The following is a 20,112-nucleotide window of genomic DNA, read 5'->3' on the forward strand; positions in this document are numbered from 1 at the left end:
GCGCCTTCCATCTGCTATCGCTTGAGCGCTGTGCCGCATCCGGCGGCCTCAGCCGTAGCCGGCGACCCATCCGACGCCGCACGCGCCTTCTCCCGCGCCATCCGCGTTTCCTCCCAGGGCCAGTGGCCGTTGATCTCGACCCCGAGCGAGATGCTCAGGAAGGTCCGCACCAGCACAAGCCCGGCCAGCACGATGAGATCGTCGAGCGTCGGGTTGATCACCAGCGACTTGACGATGTCGCCGGCGACCAGAAATTCCAGGCCGAGCAGGATGCTGCGGCCGAGCGCCGATCGGAACGCGCTATAGGCCTCGGTTCGGTCGCCCGCCCTCGCCCGCCGCGCAAACAGAAAGGTTGCGAGCCCCGCGCCGACCAGGATGGTCAGCGTGCCCGCCAGTTCCAGGCCGATCACCGCGAGCCGGAAGAAGGCGCTCAGCCAGTCGACCTCAATGGTGATCATACCAGCCTCGCTTGCGGATATTGTTGAAGCTGTCGGTAGCGTGACAGGCATAGCATTGGTCGACGCGCGCCTTCGACCCGGCTGCGCGCTGCGAGACCATGCTGAAATGCTCCATGAAGTGACTGGGCGGCGCCTTGTGGCACTCGGCGCACTGCGTCGAATTGACCGATGGATGGCGGTAATTGGCGATCTTCCAGCTGTCGGTCTTGTGACAGCTCGCGCAGTCGGTGCCGAACAGGCCCTGGTGCGGATCGCGGAACGCATGGCAGCTCGCGCAATTGAGCGCGGTCTCGGGGGTCAGGCTTCGAGTGTTTGTCGACATGCCCGCCAAAGGCTGCCGCCACTTTGCCATGTCGAGCAAGGCGGCGTGATCCATGCGGATGATGCCGCGCTCTCCCTCATGTTCGACGTGGCAGGAGGTGCACTGCGTCGCTTTCGCGTGGAACTGCGTCGACTGCTTCGTCCCGAAATCCGTGCCCGCATGGCAGGTGAGACAGGTCCGGGTTTCGACGCCCTTGCCCGGCGTGTGGCAGGCCGTGCATTGGCCGGCGAAGGACTGGTGGGCGCTCGAGAGCGGGCCGGGCGCTACGAGCTGCGCCACCAGGCCGGCATCCCTCGGCGCGTCCGATCGCATCCGGATCGCGACCGCGGCGACCATCACCAGCAGGGCCGCGATGAAGACGGCGTAGGAAAGACGCTGCCAGCTCATAGCCAGCGCAGCCCGTAATAGATCGCCGCGCCGACGTGGAGCGCGAGCAGCGCGAAGATGAGACAGCCCAGCAGGATGTGCAGGAACCGCCATCGCGCGAACAGGGTGTTGGTCGCCTCTTCGGCGCGGATCGCGAATTCGGTATCGGCCAGCGCCGCGGCGATCCCCGCCTTGTCCTGGGGGTGCTGGCCCGCGGGCGCATCCCCGGCGACGAACAGATAGCGCCTCCAGCCCGACAGCGGCGCGGCTGCGGTATCGGCCTGCGTCGGCGCGGCCGGCTCCTCGAGGAAGGCGGCGCGAAGCGAAGCCAGTTCCGACCTGCGTCCGCGCAGCGCCCGACCAAGCTGGGCAAGCAGGTAGCGGCCGATGAAGCCGGTGATGACCGTCATCAGCAGAAGGATGGTCAGAAGCAGTCCGACCGGGCTTTCGAGCTTGTGCGCGGCGTGGACCAGACCCAGGATCGGCGCCAGCACGCCGGCATAGATGTGGATGGCGAGCAGGGTCGGCTTGCTGACGAGCCGGGAGAGCGCCTTGTCGACCCAGGCGATATGCTTGGCCGCGACATAGGGAAGCGTCAGCAGCATCAGCACGAGCGCTGCGATCCCGATGATCCCGCCGGCCAGGCTGCCCGGAAAGCGCGGTGACACATGCACGAGGTAGCCGAACGGGAACAGCAGCAGGAACGCGACCAGCAGGCCGACGGCGATGTCGCTGCGTTCGCGCATCAGGCTTCGACCACGAGCGGCGTGCCCGTGCCCTTCGCCTGGCACGCGAGCACATAGCCCTGCGCCTTGTCGGCGGGCGCGAGGCCGGACTCGACCTCCATCGTCACCTCGCCCTGCAGCAGCTTGACGACGCAGGCGCCGCATGTGCCCGCACGGCAGGCATAGGAGATCTCGACGCCCGCGCCCTCGGCCGCCTCGAGCACGGTCTCGTCCGCGGGCAAAGCCGCCGACACCCCCGACACGGAGAAGGTCACCGTGCTCGGTGCCACCTCGGCGCTCGGGGCCGGCTTAGCTGCTGGCGCGGGCGCGGGCTTGACCTCGAGATCCTCGTGGTCGGCCGGCAGCGAGGCCGGACCGAACGCCTCGGTGTGCAGCTGCGCTTCGGGGACGCCGAGTTCCGCCAGCACGCCGCGCATCGCGCCCATCATCGCCGGCGGGCCGCACATATGGATCCGCCGGCTCGCGATCTCCGGCACCGCGGCCAGGATCATCTCGCGGGTGATCGGCCCTTCGGGGCCCATCCAGACGGTGCCGGGCGCGCGCTGCATCGCGGCGACGACATGGAGGTTGGGAAAACGGCGTTCGAGCCGTTCGAGCTCGTCGCGGAACACGAATTCCTCGGTCGACCGTGCGCCGTAGAAGAAGAAGATATCACCCTTCCACGCGGTGTCGGTGAGATAGCGCAGCACCGACATCATCGGGGTGATGCCGACCCCGCCCGCGATCAGCACGATGCTCTGGGCATCCGTTCCCGTGAAGGTGAAGGCGCCGAACGGTCCGCTGACCTTCAGCAGATCGTCGGCGACGACCTTGTCGTGCAGGTATCGCGAGACCACGCCCTGCTCCTCGCGCTTGACCGTCAGTTCGACATAGGCCCGCTGGGTCGGCGAAGAGGCGATCGTGTAGGAACGGCGCGCGGTCTTGCCCGCTTCGGGCTCTACCTCGACCTGCAGGAACTGGCCCGGCAGGAAGTCGAACGGCAGCCGGTCGGCGGCCGGGTCCGCGAGCCGGAAGGTCAGCACGCTCGGCGTCTCTCGCACGATCTGGACCACGCGCAGCTGCCCCGCCCAGCTTTTGGGCTTGCGCAGCGAAGCTCCCGCGGGCGCGGCCGCATTGCTCGAGGCGAGCCCGGCGCTGCCGGCAACGGGGGCAGGTGCGGGCGCGAACTTCGCAGCGGGCGGGACAGCCTTCGGCTCCGGCTTTTCCGAGGTCTTGGCGGTGGCGACACCGCCGGCGATCGCCCCGATCCGCCGGAGGCGGAAGATCTGCAGCGCGATCAGCGTGGCGCTCACCAGCCCCAGGAAGAGCATGAGAAGGAGGTGTGAGGGCGAGATGCCGAACCAGTGGTCGGCATGGCCGGGCGCGGCCTGGTCGATGTCGAGCTGATCGCGCAGCCAGGCAAGCCCGACCTCCCGGGGCGGCTGCAAGCCGCCGATCGCGCCCTGCGCGGCGGTGCCGGACCGGAACAGGTCGGTTCCCTCGCGCAGGCGGCGCGCCGCATCGAGTCGGGCCGAGACCGTGGTTGCACGCGCGCCGTCGGCCGAGGCGGCGTTGATCATCGCTAGGCCCGTGCTTACCCGTTCGCCAGCCTGCGCAGCGACCCGCTGCCTTGCCGCTTCGTCGAGCGCGGGAAAGGCGAGCAGTTGCGAGATGAAGCCGGTCCGGCGCGATTCGTGGCCGTGCTCATTCTCCCCTTCCCCATTGATCATGCGATCCATCATGGGGTTCATCATCTTCGCCATGTCCGACGACCCCGACGATGCCGGTGCGGACATGCCCCCGCCGGCCGGCATGCCTGCGCCATGATGCGCGGCATGATCCTCGCCCTCCTGCGCGCCCGCGCCCGCGGACAGGCTGAGAGCGATTGCGCAGCCGAGGCTCAAGCGTCGAAGGCTGATCCGCCTGGACATCCTCATCCCCTTTTTCAGCGCGCTTACATATCCTTCATCGGCATCGCCGAATTGCCCGGCGCGGGATCGGGTGCCGGCGCGGTCTGGTTGCCGGCCCCGGCGCGCATCGCGTCATGGTCCATCGCCTGACGGTGATGCCGCTCCATCTCGGCCTGGTTGCTCATCGCGTCCATCGGCGCCGCGTCTGCAGCGTTGCCGCTGTCGGTCAGGACCGGGGTGGCGGCGACGCTGTTCGCCGCGGGCGGCACCGTCTGGTCGGCCTGGCGGTCGCAGCCCGAAAGCGCGAGCGCCAGCAACAGGCTTCCGCCGACAAGCGGAAGGGCTTTTTTCGCATGGTCGATCATAGCTTGCTCCTTGGCTTGAAAACTGTGTCCGGGCGCCAGGGCTGGCGCCCGGACCGGATCATTGCGCGTTGCGCAGGATCTGAAGGCACCGGTCGTGCGAGAGGTTCATCGGGTTGCGCCCCTGCCCCTTCATCTCGCCATGATCATGCGGCGTCTGGAGACCCATATTGCCCTCCATCGCCCGGCAACTCTCGACCTGCGCCGAGGTCGGCCGCGTGGTTACACAGGCGCCCAGAAGCAGCGCCGGCGTGAGGACGCCGATCAAACGCATTTTCTTCATAACAAAACCCCTTTCGCTCGTGGTGATCGTTCGTCCTGCGCTGCCTGATGTTTCTTGTTATGCTGCTGGTCTTTCCGCCGCGCCGTCAGGAAGGCGAGGATCGGGCAATCGGAGACGGGCACTTCGCCCGGGCATTCGTCGGCGAGCATCCGCAGCATGTCGCGGATATCGGACAGGCGCTCGAGCCGGGCTTCGGCGTCAGCGATCTTGGCGAGCGTGATATCGAGCACGGCCTGGGCATGCGCGGTGTCCGACGCCCTGAGCGCCAGCAACTGCCGGGCCTGTTCGAGTGTGAAGCCAAGCTCCTGCGCCGAGCGGATGAAATTGACGCGCTCGAGGTCGGTCGCGTCGTAGAGCCTGTAGCCCGCCGCCGTGCGCGCGGGTTCGCGCAGCAAACCCATCCGCTCATAATAGCGGATCGTGTCGCGGCCCACGCCCGCAGCGGCGGCCAGTTCGCCGATCTTGAAATTGCCCATGTCATCCGCTCGATCATCATGCCGGTTGGACCATGGTCCAGGGTCAAGCGGTTCGCTTTGACCCCGAACGGTCCGTTGCCGCCGCCAGCCCGCTGCCCCGACGTCTCGCGTCAGGGCAGCTTGTGCCGCCGGGCCACCGGCTCGTCAGTTCTTGCGAAGCTCGACGATGTCGTGCTTGGCAGGCGTGCCGTCGGCGACGGACACGTGCGCGAAGTGATCATCGAAGATATGATCGATCGTCACATGGCCGATGAGCTGGCGGTGATAAGTCGGCGCCACGCCTTTGGACGGACCCGGATGGGTCACAACGCGATAGACCTCGAGCTTCTGGCCGACCTCGGCGCCATCGGCCTTGCCGATGCAGACGACCGTGCCGTTGCTGCCCGTGTCAACGATCGAGCCGCGCATGAAGAAGGTATGTCCGATACCCTGAGCGAATGAAGGGACCGCTGCGAGCATCGAGATGCCGGCGAGCGCAACCATGATGGAGTTCTTGATCATCTTGGACTCCTCTGAGAAGTGTTGAACACTGCCGCTCGATCTCTCGAGGGGAAGACTTTGTTTCTTCGCCTTCAGGAGTATGGTCCCTGGTCCAAGCTCGGTATACGTATTGTTCGCAGCGACTGTCGGTTTGAGTAGATCCCCCGGGACCGTCGTTGATTTGTCCGTACCTCGCCAAACGGATGGCACCTGCCGCCTCCTCGGTGGGCGTCGTCCAGCATTGGTTGCAACTGATCTGTCCGGGTGCGCCCACTTGGTTCCGGGCACCTTTTGCAGATGTGGTGGGTTACGCCGTTTCCCCCCAACCGTGAGGGCTCCGCCTTCACGGTGCGTATTACCTAGGGGCAACAAAGGAGACGATGATGAAAAGATCAGGAATGGCGTTCGCTCCCCTCTTACTGCTGGCCGCCGGCCCGGTCCTCGCCCAGGAGGCCATGCACGGCATGGATCATGGCAAGATGGGCCACTCCGACACGGGCATGATGAAACCGACACCCGCCAATCCATACCCGCGTGCCGAAATGGAGATGCATCGTAAGATGATGTCGGCCGTTGGCACCGATGCGACCGAGACCTGGGCCCGCAAGATGATCGAGCATCACCGCGGCGCGATCGCCATGTCACAGATCGTGCTCCGCGAAACGCGCGACGCCAAGGTTCGCGACATGGCCACCAAGAGCTCTGCCGAACAGCGACGCGAAATCGACGAACTGCAAGCCTGGCTGCGTGAGCATGGCAAGCGGACACAGTGACCGAAGCAGGAACTTGAGATTCGAAAGATGAAGAAGCAGGCGATCGCGGCGCTGGCCGCCATCTTCATGGCGACAGCGGCCAGCTCTGCGACGCCGATCCTCGTGCATCGCGATCCCGGCTGTGGCTGCTGCGAAAAGTGGGCCGCGCAGATCCGCGCACAGTTCAAGCGTTCCGTCACGATCGTCGACGACCGCTCGCGATCTTCCTTCCAGCGCTCGCATGGTGTGCCGCTGCGTCTCGCCTCCTGCCACACCGCCGTGATCGACGGCATGGTGTTCGAGGGGCATGTGCCCATCAATGACATCAAGCGGGTTCTGGCAGTGCGCCCGCGCGGGGTGGCTGGCCTTGCCGTTGCGGGAATGCCTTTGGGATCACCGGGCATGGAGATCCCCAGTCAGCCGGCACAGTCCTATCAGGTGGTAGCATTCGGCCCGTCTGGCCAGCGCGTGTTCGCAAGGCACTAAGGGGAAAGCTCCATTTGTAACTTCGGTTCCAGCGCGCTAGAATAGTCGTTCGTGAAACGCCTGCTCGCGCTTCTGCTCGTCATCGGAGCGCTGTCCGGTCTCTTCGGAGCCCAGATGGCGGCCGCGCACAGCGTGCCTGAGGCGGCAGGCGCGCCGCTGGCCAAGGGCATGGATGCGGACTGCATGGCGATGATGGCCAAGCAGCATCCTGCGCCCAGCGAAAAGCCTTGCAAGGGCCTGACGCTCGATTGCATCGCCGCGATGGGGTGCGTGATCCCGCTGGTCGCAGCTGACCTGACAGGCGGCATTGCGCCTGCGCGTCTCTACGACGCGCCCAGCTTCTGGACGACCGATACGATATTGACCGGCAAGGCGGTTGTGCCCGAGCCGGATCCTCCCACCAGCCTTGCCTGATTGAACGAGCACGGGCTGCGCGCATCGATCGATGCGCGCAGCCCGGTTTCCTTCTTTTCAGTCAAAGGTTTTCGTGATGACCAAAATACTTCCGGCCGCCCTTGTGGCGGCCCTCGGTCTCGCCGCGCCTGCGCTTGCAACCGACGCGAGCCGCACGCCGCAAGGCCATTGGGAATGGCGGTCGGCGCCGCAATATGGTCCGCGGGCGACTAGCCCTGCGCGTGTCCGCATATGGGTGCCCGACAGCCGGGACATGGCCAGCTGCGATTGCGCGATGATGCAGGCAAGCGCCGCCGACTGCATGCGCGGCGCAGTCAGGTCGGACAAGGGCTAAACCCGCTCCGGAGCGGCGCGTCACATCTTGGCGCGCCGCCTCTGTCATGAGGGGATGATATCCATGATCATGATGCCGAGGCGCGCTGTGCGACGCCTGTTGCTCTCTATCGGTGCGACGCTTGCGAGCGCCTGGGCCGTGCCGGTGTCGGCCGGCCCGCTCACCTACGAGCAGGCAGTGAGGCTCGCTGCCGCCAACGCGCCAAGCCTCAAGGCGCGCGCGGCGGCGACAGCCGGCGCCCGCTCTTCGGCGGTCGCGGCCGATCGCCTGCCCGATCCGACGCTCGACCTGGGCCTGCAGAACTTCCCGGTGAGCGGCCCCAATGCCGGCAGCTTCACGCGCGACGATTTCACTATGGCGACGATCGGGTTCAGCCAGACCTTCCCCAATCTCGCCAAGCGCCATGCACGCGCCGCGCGCGCCGCGGCCGATATCGGTATCGCCGAGGCGGGCGAGCTGGTCGAAGGCCGCAACGTGCGGCTCGAGACCGCCCTCGCCTGGGTCGATCTCTATTATGGAGAACGCCGGCTCCGGCAGCTCGACCTGCTCGATGCCAGCCTCGACGACCTGCAGAAGACCGTGACCGCACGCCTGGCGTCGGGCAGCGCGCGCCCGAGCCAGGCGCTCGAGCCCGACCAGCTCCGCGCCGCCATCGCCGATCGCCGCGCCGAGATGGCTGCGGTGGTGGCGCAGGCGCGGGCCCGGCTCGCGCGCTATACCGGCGACCCCGACCCGCAGGCGACGGGCGACCCGCCGATACTCGATGTCGATCCGATCCGGCTGCGGGCCGGGATCGATGCGCTTCCCGCCGTGCGCGCGCAGGACGCGCGGATCGCAGTCGCCGAAGCGGACGTGCGCCTCGCGCGCGCCGACAAGCGCTCCGACTGGAAGGTCGGCGTCACCTATGGCCGGCGCGATCCCATGTACGGCGACATGGCCTCGGTCGGCGTGTCGATCGACCTGCCAATGTTCGCCGGCAAGCGCCAGAATCCCAGGATCGCTGCCAGCGAGAGCCTTGTGCAAGGGGGTCGGTTCGACCGCGAGGCGATCCGCCGCGAGCTGGTGGCGCAACTCGACGCCGATCTCGCAGACCATGCCATGCATCTCTCCCGGTTGCGCAATGCCCGCGAGACGCTGGTGCCCCTCGCCAGGCGCCGCGCCGAACTCGACCGCGACAGCTATGCCGCGGGCAAGCTCGACCTGGGAACCGCGCTGCTCTCGACCCTGGCGCTCGCCGAGGCCGAGGTCGAAACGCTCAACCGCGAGGCCGATGTCGCGCGCGACGCGGTCCGTATCAACATCACTTATGGGGAGGAGCGGCCATGACGCTCAAGTCGGACACAGTGCGCTGGGGCGCATCGATCCTTGTCGTCGCGCTGGCCGCCGGTGGCGCGGGCTATTGGGCGGGCCACAGGTCGCCGCAACCGCAGGCCGCCGCGTCCGGCGAGGCGGGCACAGGCTCGGGCAAGGTGCTCTACTGGTACGACCCGATGTTTCCCAACCAGAAGTTCGACAAGCCCGGCAAGTCGCCGTTCATGGATATGCAGCTTGTGCCCAGATATGCCGACGGCGAAAGTGCCGGCGCGGCGCCCGGGGTGACGGTCGATCCCTCCGCGCGCCAGAGCCTCGGCCTGCGCGTGGCCGAGGCCCGCATGGGCAGCCTTGCGAGCACGCTGGAAGTCACCGGCACGGTCGATTTCAACCAGCGCGACATCGCGATCATCCAGGCGCGCTCGGGCGGGTTCGTAAGCCGTGTCTATGCCCGCGCGCCGGGTGACGTGGTCCGCGCCGGCGCCCCGATCGTCGACCTGCTGCTGCCCGAGTGGGGCGGCGCGCAGACCGAGTTCCTGAGCGTCAAGCGGCTCGGCAAGCCCGATCTCACCGCCGCCGCGCGCCAGCGCCTGCGCTTGATGGGCATGTCCGACGGCCTCATCGCCAGCGTCGAGCGGAGCGGCCGGCCGGGCGGCACGGTGACGATCACGACGCCGATCTCCGGGGTGATCCAGACGCTCGACGCCCGGGCCGGCGTGACGCTCGGCATGGGCCGGACGCTCGCCCAGGTGAACGGCCTCGGCACCGTCTGGCTCAACGCCGCGGTGCCCGAGGCGCGGGCGGGCGAAGTCCGCATCGGCCAGAGCGCCAGCGCAACCCTGACCGGCTTTCCGGGCGAGAGCTTCGCCGGCCGGGTGATCGCGATCCTGCCGACGACGCAGGCCGACAGCCGGACGCTCACCGTCCGGATCGAGCTGCCCAACCGTGGCGGCCGGTTGCGGCCCGGCATGTTCGCGAGCGTGGCGCTCGGGGGCAATGCCCGATCCGCCCTGCTGGTGCCGAGCGAAGCGGTGATCCGCACCGGCAAGCGAACGCTCGTCATGCTCGCGGCTGGCGACGGGCGCTACCATCCCGCCGAGGTCCGGATCGGCCGCGATGCGGGCGGCCAGACCGAAGTGCTCGCGGGCCTCGCCCCCGGCCAGAAGGTCGTTGCCTCCGGCCAGTTCCTGATCGATTCGGAAGCGAGCCTTTCGGGAATCGAGGCGCGGCCCATCGGCGGCGGTGCGCCGGCGAATGCCACCAAGCCCGCATCCAGGCCCGCGCTCTACGAAACCGTCGGAAGGATCGAGCGGATTGCTCCCGGTTCGGTGACGCTCAGCCACGAGCCGGTCCCCGCGCTCGGCTGGCCGGCGATGACGATGACCTTCGCGCTGCCCGATCCCGGCATCGTACGCGGCTTCAAGACGGGGGACCACGTGCGCTTCGGCTTCGACCAGCCACCGGCGGGGCCGACCGTGCGGCGCATGACCAAGGTGGCGGGCCAGTGATCGCCCATCTCATCCGCTGGTCGGTGAGGAACCGCTTCTTCGTCGTGCTCGGCATGCTCGCGCTGGTCGGCGCGGGCCTGTGGGCGGTGCGCTCGACCCCGATCGACGCGCTGCCCGATCTTTCCGACGTGCAGGTCGTGATCCGCACTTCCTATCCGGGTCAGGCGCCGCAGATCGTCGAGAACCAGATCACCTATCCGCTCACCACCACCATGCTGTCGGTGCCCGGCGCCAAGACGGTGCGCGGCTATTCCTTCTTCGGCGACAGCTTCGTCTATGTGATCTTCGAGGACGGCACCGATCTCTACTGGGCGCGCAGCCGCGTGCTCGAATATCTCAACCAGGTCCAGGGTCGGTTGCCGGCCAGCGCCCGCAGCGCGCTCGGGCCGGACGCGACCGGGGTCGGCTGGGTCTATGAATATGCGCTGGTCGACCGCACCGGCCGGCACGATCTCTCGCAGCTTCGCGGGTTGCAGGACTGGTTCCTGCGCTACGAGCTGAAGACCGTGACCGGCGTGGCCGAAGTCGCCAGCATCGGCGGCATGGTCAAGCAGTACCAGGTGCTGCTCGATCCGGTGAAGCTCGCGGCCTACGGCGTAACCCACGCCCAGGCAGTGCAGGCGATCAGCCAAGCCAATCAGGAAGCCGGCGGCTCGGTGCTGGAAATGGCCGAGGCCGAATATATGGTCCGCGCCTCGGGCTATCTGAAAACGCTCGACGATTTCCGGGCAATCCCGCTCAAGACTGCGGCGGGCGGCGTGCCCGTCCGGCTCGGCGATGTCGCCACGATCCAGGTCGGCCCCGAGATGCGGCGCGGCATCGCCGAACTGAACGGCGAAGGCGAGGTCGCCGGCGGCGTCGTTATTCTTCGGTCAGGCAAGAACGCCCGTGAGACCATCGCGGCGGTCAAGGACAAGCTCGCCGATCTCAGGAAAAGCCTGCCGCCGGGCGTCGAGGTGGTCACGGTCTATGACCGCTCGCAGCTGATCGATCGCGCGGTCGAGAACCTCACCCGCAAGCTGGTCGAGGAGTTCATCGTCGTCGCATTGGTCTGCGCCCTGTTCCTCTGGCACGTCCGCTCGGCGCTGGTCGCGATCCTGACCTTGCCGCTCGGTGTGCTGGCCGCGTTCGTCGTAATGCGGTTCCAGGGGGTGAACGCCAACATCATGTCGCTGGGCGGCATCGCCATCGCCATCGGCGCGATGGTGGATGCGGCGGTCGTCATGATCGAGAACGCCCACAAGAGGATCGAACGCTGGGAGCAGGATCACCCGGACAGACATCTCGATGGCGAGATGCGCTGGATCGTCGTCACCGAGGCGGCGGCCGAGGTCGGGCCGGCGCTGTTCTTCAGCCTGCTGATCATCACGCTGTCGTTCATTCCGGTCTTCACCCTGGAGGCGCAGGAAGGCCGGCTGTTCGCGCCGCTCGCCTTCACCAAGACCTATGCGATGGGCGCGGCCGCGATCCTGTCGGTGACCCTGGTGCCGATCCTGATGGGCTGGCTGATCCGGGGCCGCATTCCGGCCGAGCAGGCCAATCCGGTCAATCGCTGGCTCACCAATATCTACCGGCCCGCGATCGACTGGACGATGAAGCGGCCCAAGGCAGTGCTGCTGATCGCGGCTCTGGTGTTCGCCACCACGGCCTGGCCGCTCAGCCGGCTCGGCGGCGAGTTCATGCCCAATCTCGACGAGGGCGACCTGCTCTACATGCCCTCGGCGCTGCCGGGCCTCTCGGCCGCCAAGGCGAGTGAGCTGCTCCAGCAGACCGACCGCCTGATCAAGACCGTGCCCGAAGTCGAAAGCGTGTTCGGCAAGGCCGGCCGCGCCGAGACCGCGACCGATCCCGCGCCGCTCGAAATGTTCGAGACGACGATCCAATTCAAGCCCCGCGACCAGTGGCGGTCGGGCATGACGCCCGAACGCCTTGTCGACGAGCTCGATCGCCGGGTGAAGCTTCCGGGTCTCGCCAATATCTGGGTGCCGCCGATCCGCAACCGCATCGACATGCTCGCGACGGGCATCAAGAGCCCGATCGGGGTCAAGGTGTCGGGCAGTGACCTCGCCGAGCTCGACCGCATCGCGCATGATGTCGAGACCGTGGCCAGGAGCGTGCCCGGCGTCAGCTCGGCGCTCGCCGAGCGGCTGACCGGCGGACGCTATGTCGATGTCGACATAGACCGCGCCGCCGCCGCGCGGTTCGGGCTCAACATCGCCGACGTCCAGGCCATCGTCTCCGGCGCGATCGGCGGCGAGACGATCGGCGAGACGGTCGAGGGCCTCGCCCGCTATCCGATCAGCGTGCGCTATCCGCGCGAATTGCGCGACAGCCTCGAAAGGCTGCGGGCGCTACCGATCCTGACGCCCGCGGGCCAGCAGATCACCTTGGGCACCGTGGCAAACGTCTCGATCGCCGAGGGACCGCCGATGCTCAAGACCGAGAATGCCCGGCCTTCGACCTGGGTCTACGTCGATGTGCGCGGGCGCGATCTTGCCTCGGTGGTCGGCGATCTGCAGCGTGCGGTGGCGAAACAGGTCAGGCTCTCGCCTGGGGTCAGCATCGCTTACTCTGGCCAGTTCGAATATCTCGAGCGCGCGGTCGACCGCTTGAAGCTGGTCGTGCCCGCGACGCTGCTGATCATCTTCGTGCTGCTCTACCTCATCTTCGGCCGCTTCGACGAGGCGGCGCTGATCATGGGGACGCTGCCGTTTGCGCTGACCGGCGGCATCTGGACGCTTTATCTGCTGGGGTTCAACCAGTCGATCGCCACCGGGGTCGGGTTCATCGCGCTCGCCGGCGTCTCCGCCGAGTTCGGGGTGGTGATGCTGATCTATCTCAAGAACGCGCTGGCCGAGCGCGGCGCACATCCGGACGCTGCCGAGGTCGAGGCCGCCGTGCGCGAAGGCGCGCTGCTGCGCGTCCGTCCCAAGGCGATGACGGTGGCGGTGATCCTGGCCGGCCTGCTGCCGATCCTGCTGGGATCAGGCGCGGGTTCGGAGGTCATGAGCCGGATTGCCGCGCCGATGATCGGCGGCATGCTGACCGCGCCCTTGCTCTCAATGTTCGTCCTGCCCGCCGCCTACCTGCTGTTGCGCCGGCCCAAGACCGATCCCATCCCTCAACCCGTTTCATCATGAAGGAGAAGACGATGAACCATGCACGACTGACCATTGCCCTCGGCCTCGCCGCCCTGACTGCCGCGTGCGGCAAGAAGGCGGAGGCCCCCGTTGCGACTGAGACCAACGAGGCGGCGCCCGCCGCGACCATGAGCGGCGACATGGGCAACATGTCGATGGCGCCTGACGCGAACGCCGCGATCAAGGCCAAGGGCCATGGCACCGTCACCGCGATCGACAAGGCGGCAGGCACGATCACGCTCGATCATGGTCCGATCCCGGAGGCCAAGTGGCCCGCGATGACGATGGCGTTCAAGGCCGCGCCGTCGATCACCGATGCGGTCAAGGTCGGCGACAAGGTCGATTTCGACCTCTCGCTCAAGGGCAGCGATGGCGAGGTCACCGCGATCGCAAAGCAGTGATCCGCTAAGTTCGACCGGAAAAAGCTGGTTGCGGCGCCGCTCCCGGGCGGCGACGCCCGTGCCGGCCGTCTGCCTGGCTGTGCGCCCGGTCGACGGTTGCGACCGGCAACGCCCAATGCCAGCGGCGTTTCCCTGCGCGATCACCGACAATTTGAGCACGCTTCGCGGATCGCACATTGAACGTGCAAGCCGCCCTTGCTCGCGATAGCCTGAACGGCAAGGAGCCCAGTTTAGATGACCCAGCCAGTATGACCTTGTTACCCGCGACACATCATGATCTCGTGAGCGAGCTTGTCCGTCGTTGGCGAGACGATCCCGGCGCCACCTATCGCTCCTGGTTTCTGTGGGACGAACGGCTGAAAAACTTCCGCTCCATCCGTCGCGGGCTGCAGCAGGTGGTCGCAGAAATCGAAAGTGGGCGGTTCGGCGTCGCCTATCGCGGCTCGTCACTGGAAACGGTTGTCCACTCGATCGCCGAACAGCGGCAGATCTTCAAGGGCGCCGACCATGCCTGGCTGTGGAAGCCCAAGCTGCGCATTCCAGACATCTACGAAAGCCCGGACAACCAGCGGGCGTTCGGTCGCCTGCTCGACAATTGCTCGTGCTGCGATACCGCCGAGGAGATCATCAGCCACATCCGCAGCATAGACGCGCTCAAGATCAAGGGGCTGGGGCCGGCGGCGGCCAACCTGCTCTATTTCCTTCACCCGACGCTGGTGCCGCCCTTCAATACCGCGATCGTCAAGGGCTACAATGCCGTCACCGGCGCCAAGGTGAAGCTCGGGTCATGGGATCATTTTCTCGCCATGCGCGCCGGCATCCTCGACCTCAACGACCGTTACCGCGAGTTGCTCTCCAACGATCTCGGCGCGATCGGCGGACTGTTGTTCGACATTGGCTCGGGCCGCTATCCCGCGCCACCGCTGGAGGATGACGCAACGGCGGCCGACGACTGGCTCGGCAGATTGGAACATGCCAGAGCGGAGGCAAGCCGGCTCGACAAGACAGCCGCCGCGCAGGGCGAAACCGATCGCACGCACGCCGAAATCCAGGCCTGGCTGCGCGACCTCGGCCATGCCCTCGGTTACGATGTGTGGATCGCCGCCAATGACCGCGGTCGACTTCACGCTGGCTGCCCGCTTGGACAGGGATGCCTCGAGCGCCTTCCAGACGCCATTGCGACCTCTCCCGGAGCGGACTCGATCCGCCTCATCGACGTGTTGTGGCTGGCGAAGGGTGGCGACGGCGTCGCCGCCGCGTTCGAGGTTGAACATTCGACCTCGATCTACTCGGGGATCGTGCGCATGCTCGATCTGGCGCTGTCGGGGAGCGATCTGCACGCTGCCGCCGGGCTATTCCTGGTCGCACCGAATGCGCGCGAGCAGGACGTTCGCGCGCAACTCCGTCGCCCGGCTTTCAGCCGTATTGCCGATCTCGACTTCGCCTATCTGCCCTATGGCGAGCTGGAGAGAAACAGGGACGCGATCGCTCGTTTTGGAACGGGATTGAAGGCCATCAAGGCGATCTCAAGCCCCCTTCCCTGAAAGGGGGCGTTTGCGGGAGGGGGCGGAATCCTACGCCAAGCTCGCCCAGATAGCCGGCGCGAGATCTTACTTGTTGCTGCCTTCTACGGTCGCGCCAGAAAGGCGACGGCTCAGTTCTATCCGGCGATGGCTACGCATTTTGAAGGTGTCTGGCCCAACGCGCCGATACTCAATGAAGCCGAGAGAACGCCAAAATCGCTCTGCCGCTTCATTCGCTTCCAGCACGGCCAACCGAATCTCTGTGGCACCTCTCGCAGCGGCCCAGCTTTCGACCGTCGAGTAAATTGAGCGTCCGACGCCACGACCACGCTGTGCGGCATCTACGATCATGAAGCCGAGATACCATGTGCCATCACGCGGATAATCGCGGAGGATGGCCGCGATTGCATATAGGCCGCCAGGCCCCTTCCATCCCAGGACAGCTTGATTGTGGGCGCTCTTTTCGGGCGGCACATCGGAGAAAAGCTCGCGAGCATCGTCCAGCGTGGGCGCGGCCCCGTCCTGCAACAGGAAATAGTCGCTGCAACGGTTGTACAGGTCTGCAACGTCTGCGGCGTCCGCTTGGGTAAGTTTGATCGGGGCTCCCGTCATCATCATCGCGTTTTGGCAGCAAGCACGCGCTGACCGTAATCCCGGAGTTCCCCGTTGGGACCGACATAGCGGTAGAGAGTGACGCGCTCGATCCCGAGTTCCTTGCAGAGGTCGGAAACGGACGTGTCGCGTTGGGCCATAGCAGCCTGAGCGAGCCGCACCTGGGCCTTGGAGAGGGCGAACTTGCGGCCACCCTTGCGTCCCCGCGCGCGGGCAGCGGCCAGGCCAGCCATGGTGCGCTCGCGGATCATATCCCGCTCAAACTCCGCCAGTGTGGCAAAAATGCCGAACACCATCCGGCCCGATGGCGTCGTGGTGTCGATCTGCGCGCCCTTGCCGGTGAGCACCCGCAGACCGATACCGCGATCCGACAGATTCTGCACCGTGCTGACCAGGTGGGTGAGCGTTCGGCCGAGCCGGTCGAGCTTCCAAACGATGAGGACATCGCCGTCGCGCAACGATTTCAGGCAGGCGGCAAGACCGGGGCGATCATCACGGCGGCTCTGTTGCAAACTCTGGCGCAGTGGCCAAGATTGGGCTGCTGGATTGGCAGGATCGGTTGCGATGAACGATTTCAAGGGGCGGCACTTCACCGGAGAGGTCATCCTATGGGCGGTGCGCTGGTATTGTCGATACGGCATCAGCTATCGTGATCTCGCGGAAATGCTGGCTGAGCGTGGGATCGATGTCGATCATACGACTATCTATCGTTGGGTGCAGCGCTACGCGCCGGAGATGGAGAAACGACTCCGCTGGTTCTGGCGGCGTGGTTTTGATCTGAGCTGGCGCCTCGATGAGACTTACGTCAAGGTGCGGGGCAAATGGACCTACCTGTATCGGGCGGTCGACAAGCGGGGCGACACGATTGATTTCTACCTGTCACCGACTCGCAGCGCCAAGTCTGCGAAGCGCTTTCTGGCAAAAGCCCTTCGCGGTCTAAAGGACTGGGAAAAGCCGACGAAACTCAACACCGACAAGGCACCAAGCTACGGCGCCGCAATCGCTGAGTTGAAACGAGAAGGAAAGCTCGCGGCGGCGACTGAACACCGGCAGGTGAAATACCTGAACAATGTGATCGAGGCTGATCATGGCAAGCTCAAGATATTGATCAAGCCCGTCCGTGGTTTCAAATCGATGCCCACAGCCTACGCCACGATCAAAGGCTTCGAGGTCATGCGCGCCCTACGCAAAGGACAGGCCCGACCATGGTGCCTGCAACCAGGGATCATGGGCGAGGTGCGTCTTGTCGAGCGAGCTTTCGGCATTGGACCATCAGCCCTGACCGAGGCCATGGAATTACTAAACCAACACCTGGCCACGGCCGCTTGATTGCCATGAAGCGGCGGATCTCACTCGCTCGCGGACGATCTTTGCAACAGAGCCCAAACGGGGACGCCTGTGGCTCAACGACGGATCATGCGTCCGCCTGCGGCCTGAGTATCCGGGGCATGTGTGGGCCTACGACTTCGTCGAAGGGCGCACGCACGATGGCCGCAAGTTCCGTATCCGGCTCTGTTGCAAACTCTGGCGCAGTGGCCAAGATTGGGCTGCTGGATTGGCAGGATCGGTTGCGATGAACGATTTCAAGGGGCGGCACTTCACCGGAGAGGTCATCCTATGGGCGGTGCGCTGGTATTGTCGATACGGCATCAGCTATCGTGATCTCGCGGAAATGCTGGCTGAGCGTGGGATCGATGTCGATCATACGACTATCTATCGTTGGGTGCAGCGCTACGCGCCGGAGATGGAGAAACGACTCCGCTGGTTCTGGCGGCGTGGTTTTGATCTGAGCTGGCGCCTCGATGAGACTTACGTCAAGGTGCGGGGCAAATGGACCTACCTGTATCGGGCGGTCGACAAGCGGGGCGACACGATTGATTTCTACCTGTCACCGACTCGCAGCGCCAAGTCTGCGAAGCGCTTTCTGGCAAAAGCCCTTCGCGGTCTAAAGGACTGGGAAAAGCCGACGAAACTCAACACCGACAAGGCACCAAGCTACGGCGCCGCAATCGCTGAGTTGAAACGAGAAGGAAAGCTCGCGGCGGCGACTGAACACCGGCAGGTGAAATACCTGAACAATGTGATCGAGGCTGATCATGGCAAGCTCAAGATATTGATCAAGCCCGTCCGTGGTTTCAAATCGATGCCCACAGCCTACGCCACGATCAAAGGCTTCGAGGTCATGCGCGCCCTACGCAAAGGACAGGCCCGACCATGGTGCCTGCAACCAGGGATCATGGGCGAGGTGCGTCTTGTCGAGCGAGCTTTCGGCATTGGACCATCAGCCCTGACCGAGGCCATGGAATTACTAAACCAACACCTGGCCACGGCCGCTTGATTGCCATGAAGCGGCGGATCTCACTCGCTCGCGGACGATCTTTGCAACAGAGCCGCTTATCGGACATAGATGGGGGGTGCGAAATTTGCGCCAATCCTGTTTTGTTCTGGTGTAGAATCGCCATGTGCTGTACGTTGCCAATCCGCAACCGATCAGGACTACCACCATGACCATGCACAGCGTCAAGATCACCAGCGACGGGCGCATCCAGATACCGGCCCAACTTCGCCGCGAAATGAACCTTCGTGCCGGAGAGACACTTAATCTCGAACTGCATGACGGCACGCTTTCGGTGCGGCGCCCATCCAAGACGCTGGAACGAATCCGCGCCAGGCTGGCGCCTTACCTGGCTCCGGACGCGGATCTGCAAGGGGACCTCAAAGCCATGCGGATCGAAGATGCGCAAAGGGACGCCGGGCGTGGCTGACAAGATCCTCGACACCTCGGTGCTCGCCGCGTTCGTCCTTGGCGAACCGCATGACGTGGACGAGAACGAGCTCCTCGCTGGCGCCTGTATGTCGGCCGTGAACCTCGCCGAGTTTCGCGCGGTCCTGGCAAAGAATGGCGTGGCCGAGGAAACCATCGCCGAAACCGTGCAAGACTTCGCCTTCAAGATCCTGCCGTTCGGTGAAGCCGAAGCGGACATCGTTGGCAGACTGATCGGGCCCGCACGAAAACTGAACATCGGCCTCGGGGACTGCGCCTGCATCGCCACGGGCCAGATAGCGGGACTGACGATCTGGACCGCCGATCGTGATTGGCTGAAGTTCGCGGTGCCCGGCGCCGAGATCAAACTCATCAGGAACCAGCCTTGATCCGTCCCGCCCAGGACCGCGAACTCGTGGCGCTGGACAAGCCCGGATCGGCACTGGCGCGTAGCTGCTCGATGCCTAGGGCACCGAACTAGTCGAGCGGCTGTTCGGCGACTAACCACTGGAGACGCACAATGTCCCTCGATGAAGGCAATGATGGCCACGGTTATGTGATGTCGCCGCACGTCGCGGCCATGCTTGAAAGCAAGAAGGCTGGAGAGGCAACAGTCCGTGCCTTCATCGCAGACATCTTCACGCAGCGAATCCAATCGCATCATGCAGAGGCGATGAAAGGAAAGCGGTTCGCAGAGCACCTCGAGCGCTTTATTGAGCGCGCGCCGCAAGTCATCGAGGTCATTGTCTACACGGACGAGGTGGAAGGCTTCTCGATCCAGCAGGTCCAGCGCATCACCGACGATCTTGTCGAACTCGAGGATAGCGCATTTATGGCACGCTATGGCCTCGAGGAGCTGTTCGCCGCGCTGTCCGAAGCGGAAGCCGCTGGCGAACTCGATCCGGAAACACCTTATCAGGCGCTGGCGAAACACATCGATCCGGTTAATCCCGCAGCCGGCGCCCTGACTATCGACCGGCTCATTCTCAGCGCAATCCGCGCCCGGGACAGCCACTACAACCGCCAGCGCGCCGCGAGCTTTGCAGGGTCGTTCATGGTTGCAAGCGGCCTCGCCAGTCTCGGCGTGTCTGCGCTGCTTCACGCTATCGGATCGGCAACGCCCCTCCCGCTCCCCACCCCGCCAGTCGCCGTCGCGCTCGCAATACTGGCGATCGGCTTAGGTCTCACCTGGCTCTCCTTTCGCTGGCGCGACAAGGAGCCCGATCCACCATTGCCTGCAACCATCTCGGCATGGCTGACGGAAAATAATCACCAGAATGGCCTGCGCTACTGGCACGCGGTCTACTGGCCGACGGCAAAGCGCCTTGCGTGCGAGCGAAGAGTGTTCGGTTTCAGTTTCCCGAAAAAAAGCCCACTGTCAACGGCGGAGCAAAAGTCGGCCATGGGGCGGCGTAAAACCAGGCCATCGTGTTACACGCCGGGGGGAGTGGCGTGAGGGCGTAGCCCGAGGGCCACTCCCCCCGG

General features: G+C 65.5%; 23 protein-coding genes and 1 pseudogene. 14 read left to right on the plus strand and 10 right to left on the minus strand.

The features are described 5' to 3' along the window. Positions 1-14: 14 nt before the first annotated feature. The 8 genes from HT578_RS10520 to HT578_RS10555 all read right to left on the minus strand — a co-directional run bounded on the left by HT578_RS10520 (position 15) and on the right by HT578_RS10555 (position 5,403). On the minus strand, positions 15-458 hold the full coding sequence (locus tag HT578_RS10520) for a DUF1622 domain-containing protein (RefSeq protein ID WP_213503878.1): 444 nt from the start codon (positions 456-458) through the stop codon (positions 15-17). Next, a complete protein-coding gene (locus HT578_RS10525; protein WP_004212662.1) occupies positions 445-1,167 on the minus strand; it encodes a hypothetical protein in 723 nt (240 codons plus the stop codon). Before HT578_RS10525 ends, HT578_RS10520 begins: the two co-directional genes overlap by 14 nt. Then, entirely contained in the window at positions 1,164-1,892 is a 729-nt protein-coding gene (locus HT578_RS10530) for a hypothetical protein (protein WP_017503491.1), read from the minus strand. The genes HT578_RS10525 and HT578_RS10530 overlap by 4 nt, the downstream gene beginning before the upstream one ends. Then, a complete protein-coding gene (locus HT578_RS10535; RefSeq protein WP_213503879.1) occupies positions 1,892-3,802 on the minus strand; it encodes a 2Fe-2S iron-sulfur cluster-binding protein in 1,911 nt (636 codons plus the stop codon). The genes HT578_RS10530 and HT578_RS10535 overlap by 1 nt, the downstream gene beginning before the upstream one ends. A gap of 23 nt (positions 3,803-3,825) precedes the next feature. Continuing rightward, positions 3,826-4,146, minus strand: a complete 321-nt coding sequence (locus HT578_RS10540; RefSeq protein WP_093067934.1) for a hypothetical protein — start codon at positions 4,144-4,146, stop codon at positions 3,826-3,828. A 58-nt stretch (positions 4,147-4,204) separates the two neighbouring features. Continuing rightward, a complete protein-coding gene (locus HT578_RS10545) occupies positions 4,205-4,426 on the minus strand; it encodes a hypothetical protein (protein ID WP_086491595.1) in 222 nt (73 codons plus the stop codon). Further along, positions 4,423-4,902 (minus strand): heavy metal-responsive transcriptional regulator, encoded by a 480-nt coding sequence (locus tag HT578_RS10550; RefSeq protein ID WP_213503880.1) that lies wholly within the window; start codon positions 4,900-4,902, stop codon positions 4,423-4,425. The genes HT578_RS10545 and HT578_RS10550 overlap by 4 nt, the downstream gene beginning before the upstream one ends. Positions 4,903-5,046: 144 nt before the next feature. After that, positions 5,047-5,403, minus strand: coding sequence for a hypothetical protein (locus HT578_RS10555; RefSeq protein WP_170172205.1), 357 nt, complete (start codon positions 5,401-5,403; stop codon positions 5,047-5,049). A 377-nt stretch (positions 5,404-5,780) separates the two neighbouring features. On the opposite strand from HT578_RS10555, the gene HT578_RS10560 reads away from it, so the two are divergent. The 8 genes from HT578_RS10560 (at position 5,781) to HT578_RS10595 (ending at position 15,272) form a co-directional block, all read left to right on the plus strand. Then, positions 5,781-6,155 carry a DUF305 domain-containing protein gene (locus HT578_RS10560; RefSeq protein WP_093067936.1) on the plus strand — a complete coding sequence of 125 codons (375 nt, stop codon included), beginning with the start codon at positions 5,781-5,783 and terminating at the stop codon, positions 6,153-6,155. Between the two features lie 27 nt (positions 6,156-6,182). After that, the gene (locus HT578_RS10565) at positions 6,183-6,620 is read left to right on the plus strand and encodes a DUF411 domain-containing protein (RefSeq protein ID WP_066708094.1); all 438 of its coding nucleotides are present in this window, start codon (positions 6,183-6,185) and stop codon (positions 6,618-6,620) included. Between the two features lie 51 nt (positions 6,621-6,671). Continuing rightward, the gene (locus HT578_RS10570) at positions 6,672-7,034 is read left to right on the plus strand and encodes a hypothetical protein (protein WP_066708097.1); all 363 of its coding nucleotides are present in this window, start codon (positions 6,672-6,674) and stop codon (positions 7,032-7,034) included. Between the two features lie 397 nt (positions 7,035-7,431). Further along, entirely contained in the window at positions 7,432-8,694 is a 1,263-nt protein-coding gene (locus HT578_RS10575; protein ID WP_066520056.1) for a TolC family protein, read from the plus strand. Then, the gene (locus tag HT578_RS10580; RefSeq protein WP_213503881.1) at positions 8,691-10,187 is read left to right on the plus strand and encodes an efflux RND transporter periplasmic adaptor subunit; all 1,497 of its coding nucleotides are present in this window, start codon (positions 8,691-8,693) and stop codon (positions 10,185-10,187) included. The genes HT578_RS10575 and HT578_RS10580 overlap by 4 nt, the downstream gene beginning before the upstream one ends. Further along, positions 10,184-13,327, plus strand: a complete 3,144-nt coding sequence (locus tag HT578_RS10585; protein WP_007406408.1) for an efflux RND transporter permease subunit — start codon at positions 10,184-10,186, stop codon at positions 13,325-13,327. The genes HT578_RS10580 and HT578_RS10585 overlap by 4 nt, the downstream gene beginning before the upstream one ends. Beyond that, positions 13,324-13,728, plus strand: a complete 405-nt coding sequence (locus tag HT578_RS10590; RefSeq protein WP_007406376.1) for a copper-binding protein — start codon at positions 13,324-13,326, stop codon at positions 13,726-13,728. The genes HT578_RS10585 and HT578_RS10590 overlap by 4 nt, the downstream gene beginning before the upstream one ends. Positions 13,729-14,009: 281 nt before the next feature. Further along, on the plus strand, positions 14,010-15,272 hold the full coding sequence (locus tag HT578_RS10595) for a hypothetical protein (protein ID WP_007683327.1): 1,263 nt from the start codon (positions 14,010-14,012) through the stop codon (positions 15,270-15,272). Between the two features lie 66 nt (positions 15,273-15,338). Here the strand turns inward: HT578_RS10595 and HT578_RS10600 are convergent, their stop codons facing one another. Together HT578_RS10600 and HT578_RS10605 are read right to left on the minus strand one after the other, a co-directional pair. After that, positions 15,339-15,869: a GNAT family N-acetyltransferase gene (locus HT578_RS10600; protein ID WP_007686150.1), complete on the minus strand. Its 531-nt coding sequence runs from the start codon at positions 15,867-15,869 to the stop codon at positions 15,339-15,341. After that, the gene (locus tag HT578_RS10605; RefSeq protein WP_422394394.1) at positions 15,866-16,387 is read right to left on the minus strand and encodes a recombinase family protein; all 522 of its coding nucleotides are present in this window, start codon (positions 16,385-16,387) and stop codon (positions 15,866-15,868) included. Before HT578_RS10605 ends, HT578_RS10600 begins: the two co-directional genes overlap by 4 nt. 40 nt (positions 16,388-16,427) lie before the next feature. On the opposite strand from HT578_RS10605, the gene HT578_RS10610 reads away from it, so the two are divergent. From HT578_RS10610 to HT578_RS10635, 6 genes and pseudogenes are all read left to right on the plus strand, one after another. Beyond that, positions 16,428-17,192: an IS6 family transposase gene (locus HT578_RS10610; RefSeq protein ID WP_213503882.1), complete on the plus strand. Its 765-nt coding sequence runs from the start codon at positions 16,428-16,430 to the stop codon at positions 17,190-17,192. A gap of 49 nt (positions 17,193-17,241) precedes the next feature. After that, a pseudogene (locus HT578_RS22655) lies at positions 17,242-17,370 on the plus strand (IS3 family transposase); the annotation flags it as partial. 66 nt (positions 17,371-17,436) lie between these two features. Next, entirely contained in the window at positions 17,437-18,201 is a 765-nt protein-coding gene (locus tag HT578_RS10620) for an IS6 family transposase (protein ID WP_213503882.1), read from the plus strand. A 166-nt stretch (positions 18,202-18,367) separates the two neighbouring features. Next, positions 18,368-18,628, plus strand: a complete 261-nt coding sequence (locus tag HT578_RS10625; protein WP_213503883.1) for an AbrB/MazE/SpoVT family DNA-binding domain-containing protein — start codon at positions 18,368-18,370, stop codon at positions 18,626-18,628. Then, positions 18,621-19,016 (plus strand): type II toxin-antitoxin system VapC family toxin, encoded by a 396-nt coding sequence (locus HT578_RS10630; RefSeq protein WP_213503884.1) that lies wholly within the window; start codon positions 18,621-18,623, stop codon positions 19,014-19,016. The genes HT578_RS10625 and HT578_RS10630 overlap by 8 nt, the downstream gene beginning before the upstream one ends. A 131-nt stretch (positions 19,017-19,147) precedes the next feature. After that, on the plus strand, positions 19,148-20,083 hold the full coding sequence (locus HT578_RS10635) for a hypothetical protein (protein ID WP_213503885.1): 936 nt from the start codon (positions 19,148-19,150) through the stop codon (positions 20,081-20,083). Positions 20,084-20,112 lie beyond the last annotated feature (29 nt).

Source organism: Novosphingobium decolorationis (assembly GCF_018417475.1).
Taxonomy (GTDB): domain Bacteria; phylum Pseudomonadota; class Alphaproteobacteria; order Sphingomonadales; family Sphingomonadaceae; genus Novosphingobium; species Novosphingobium decolorationis.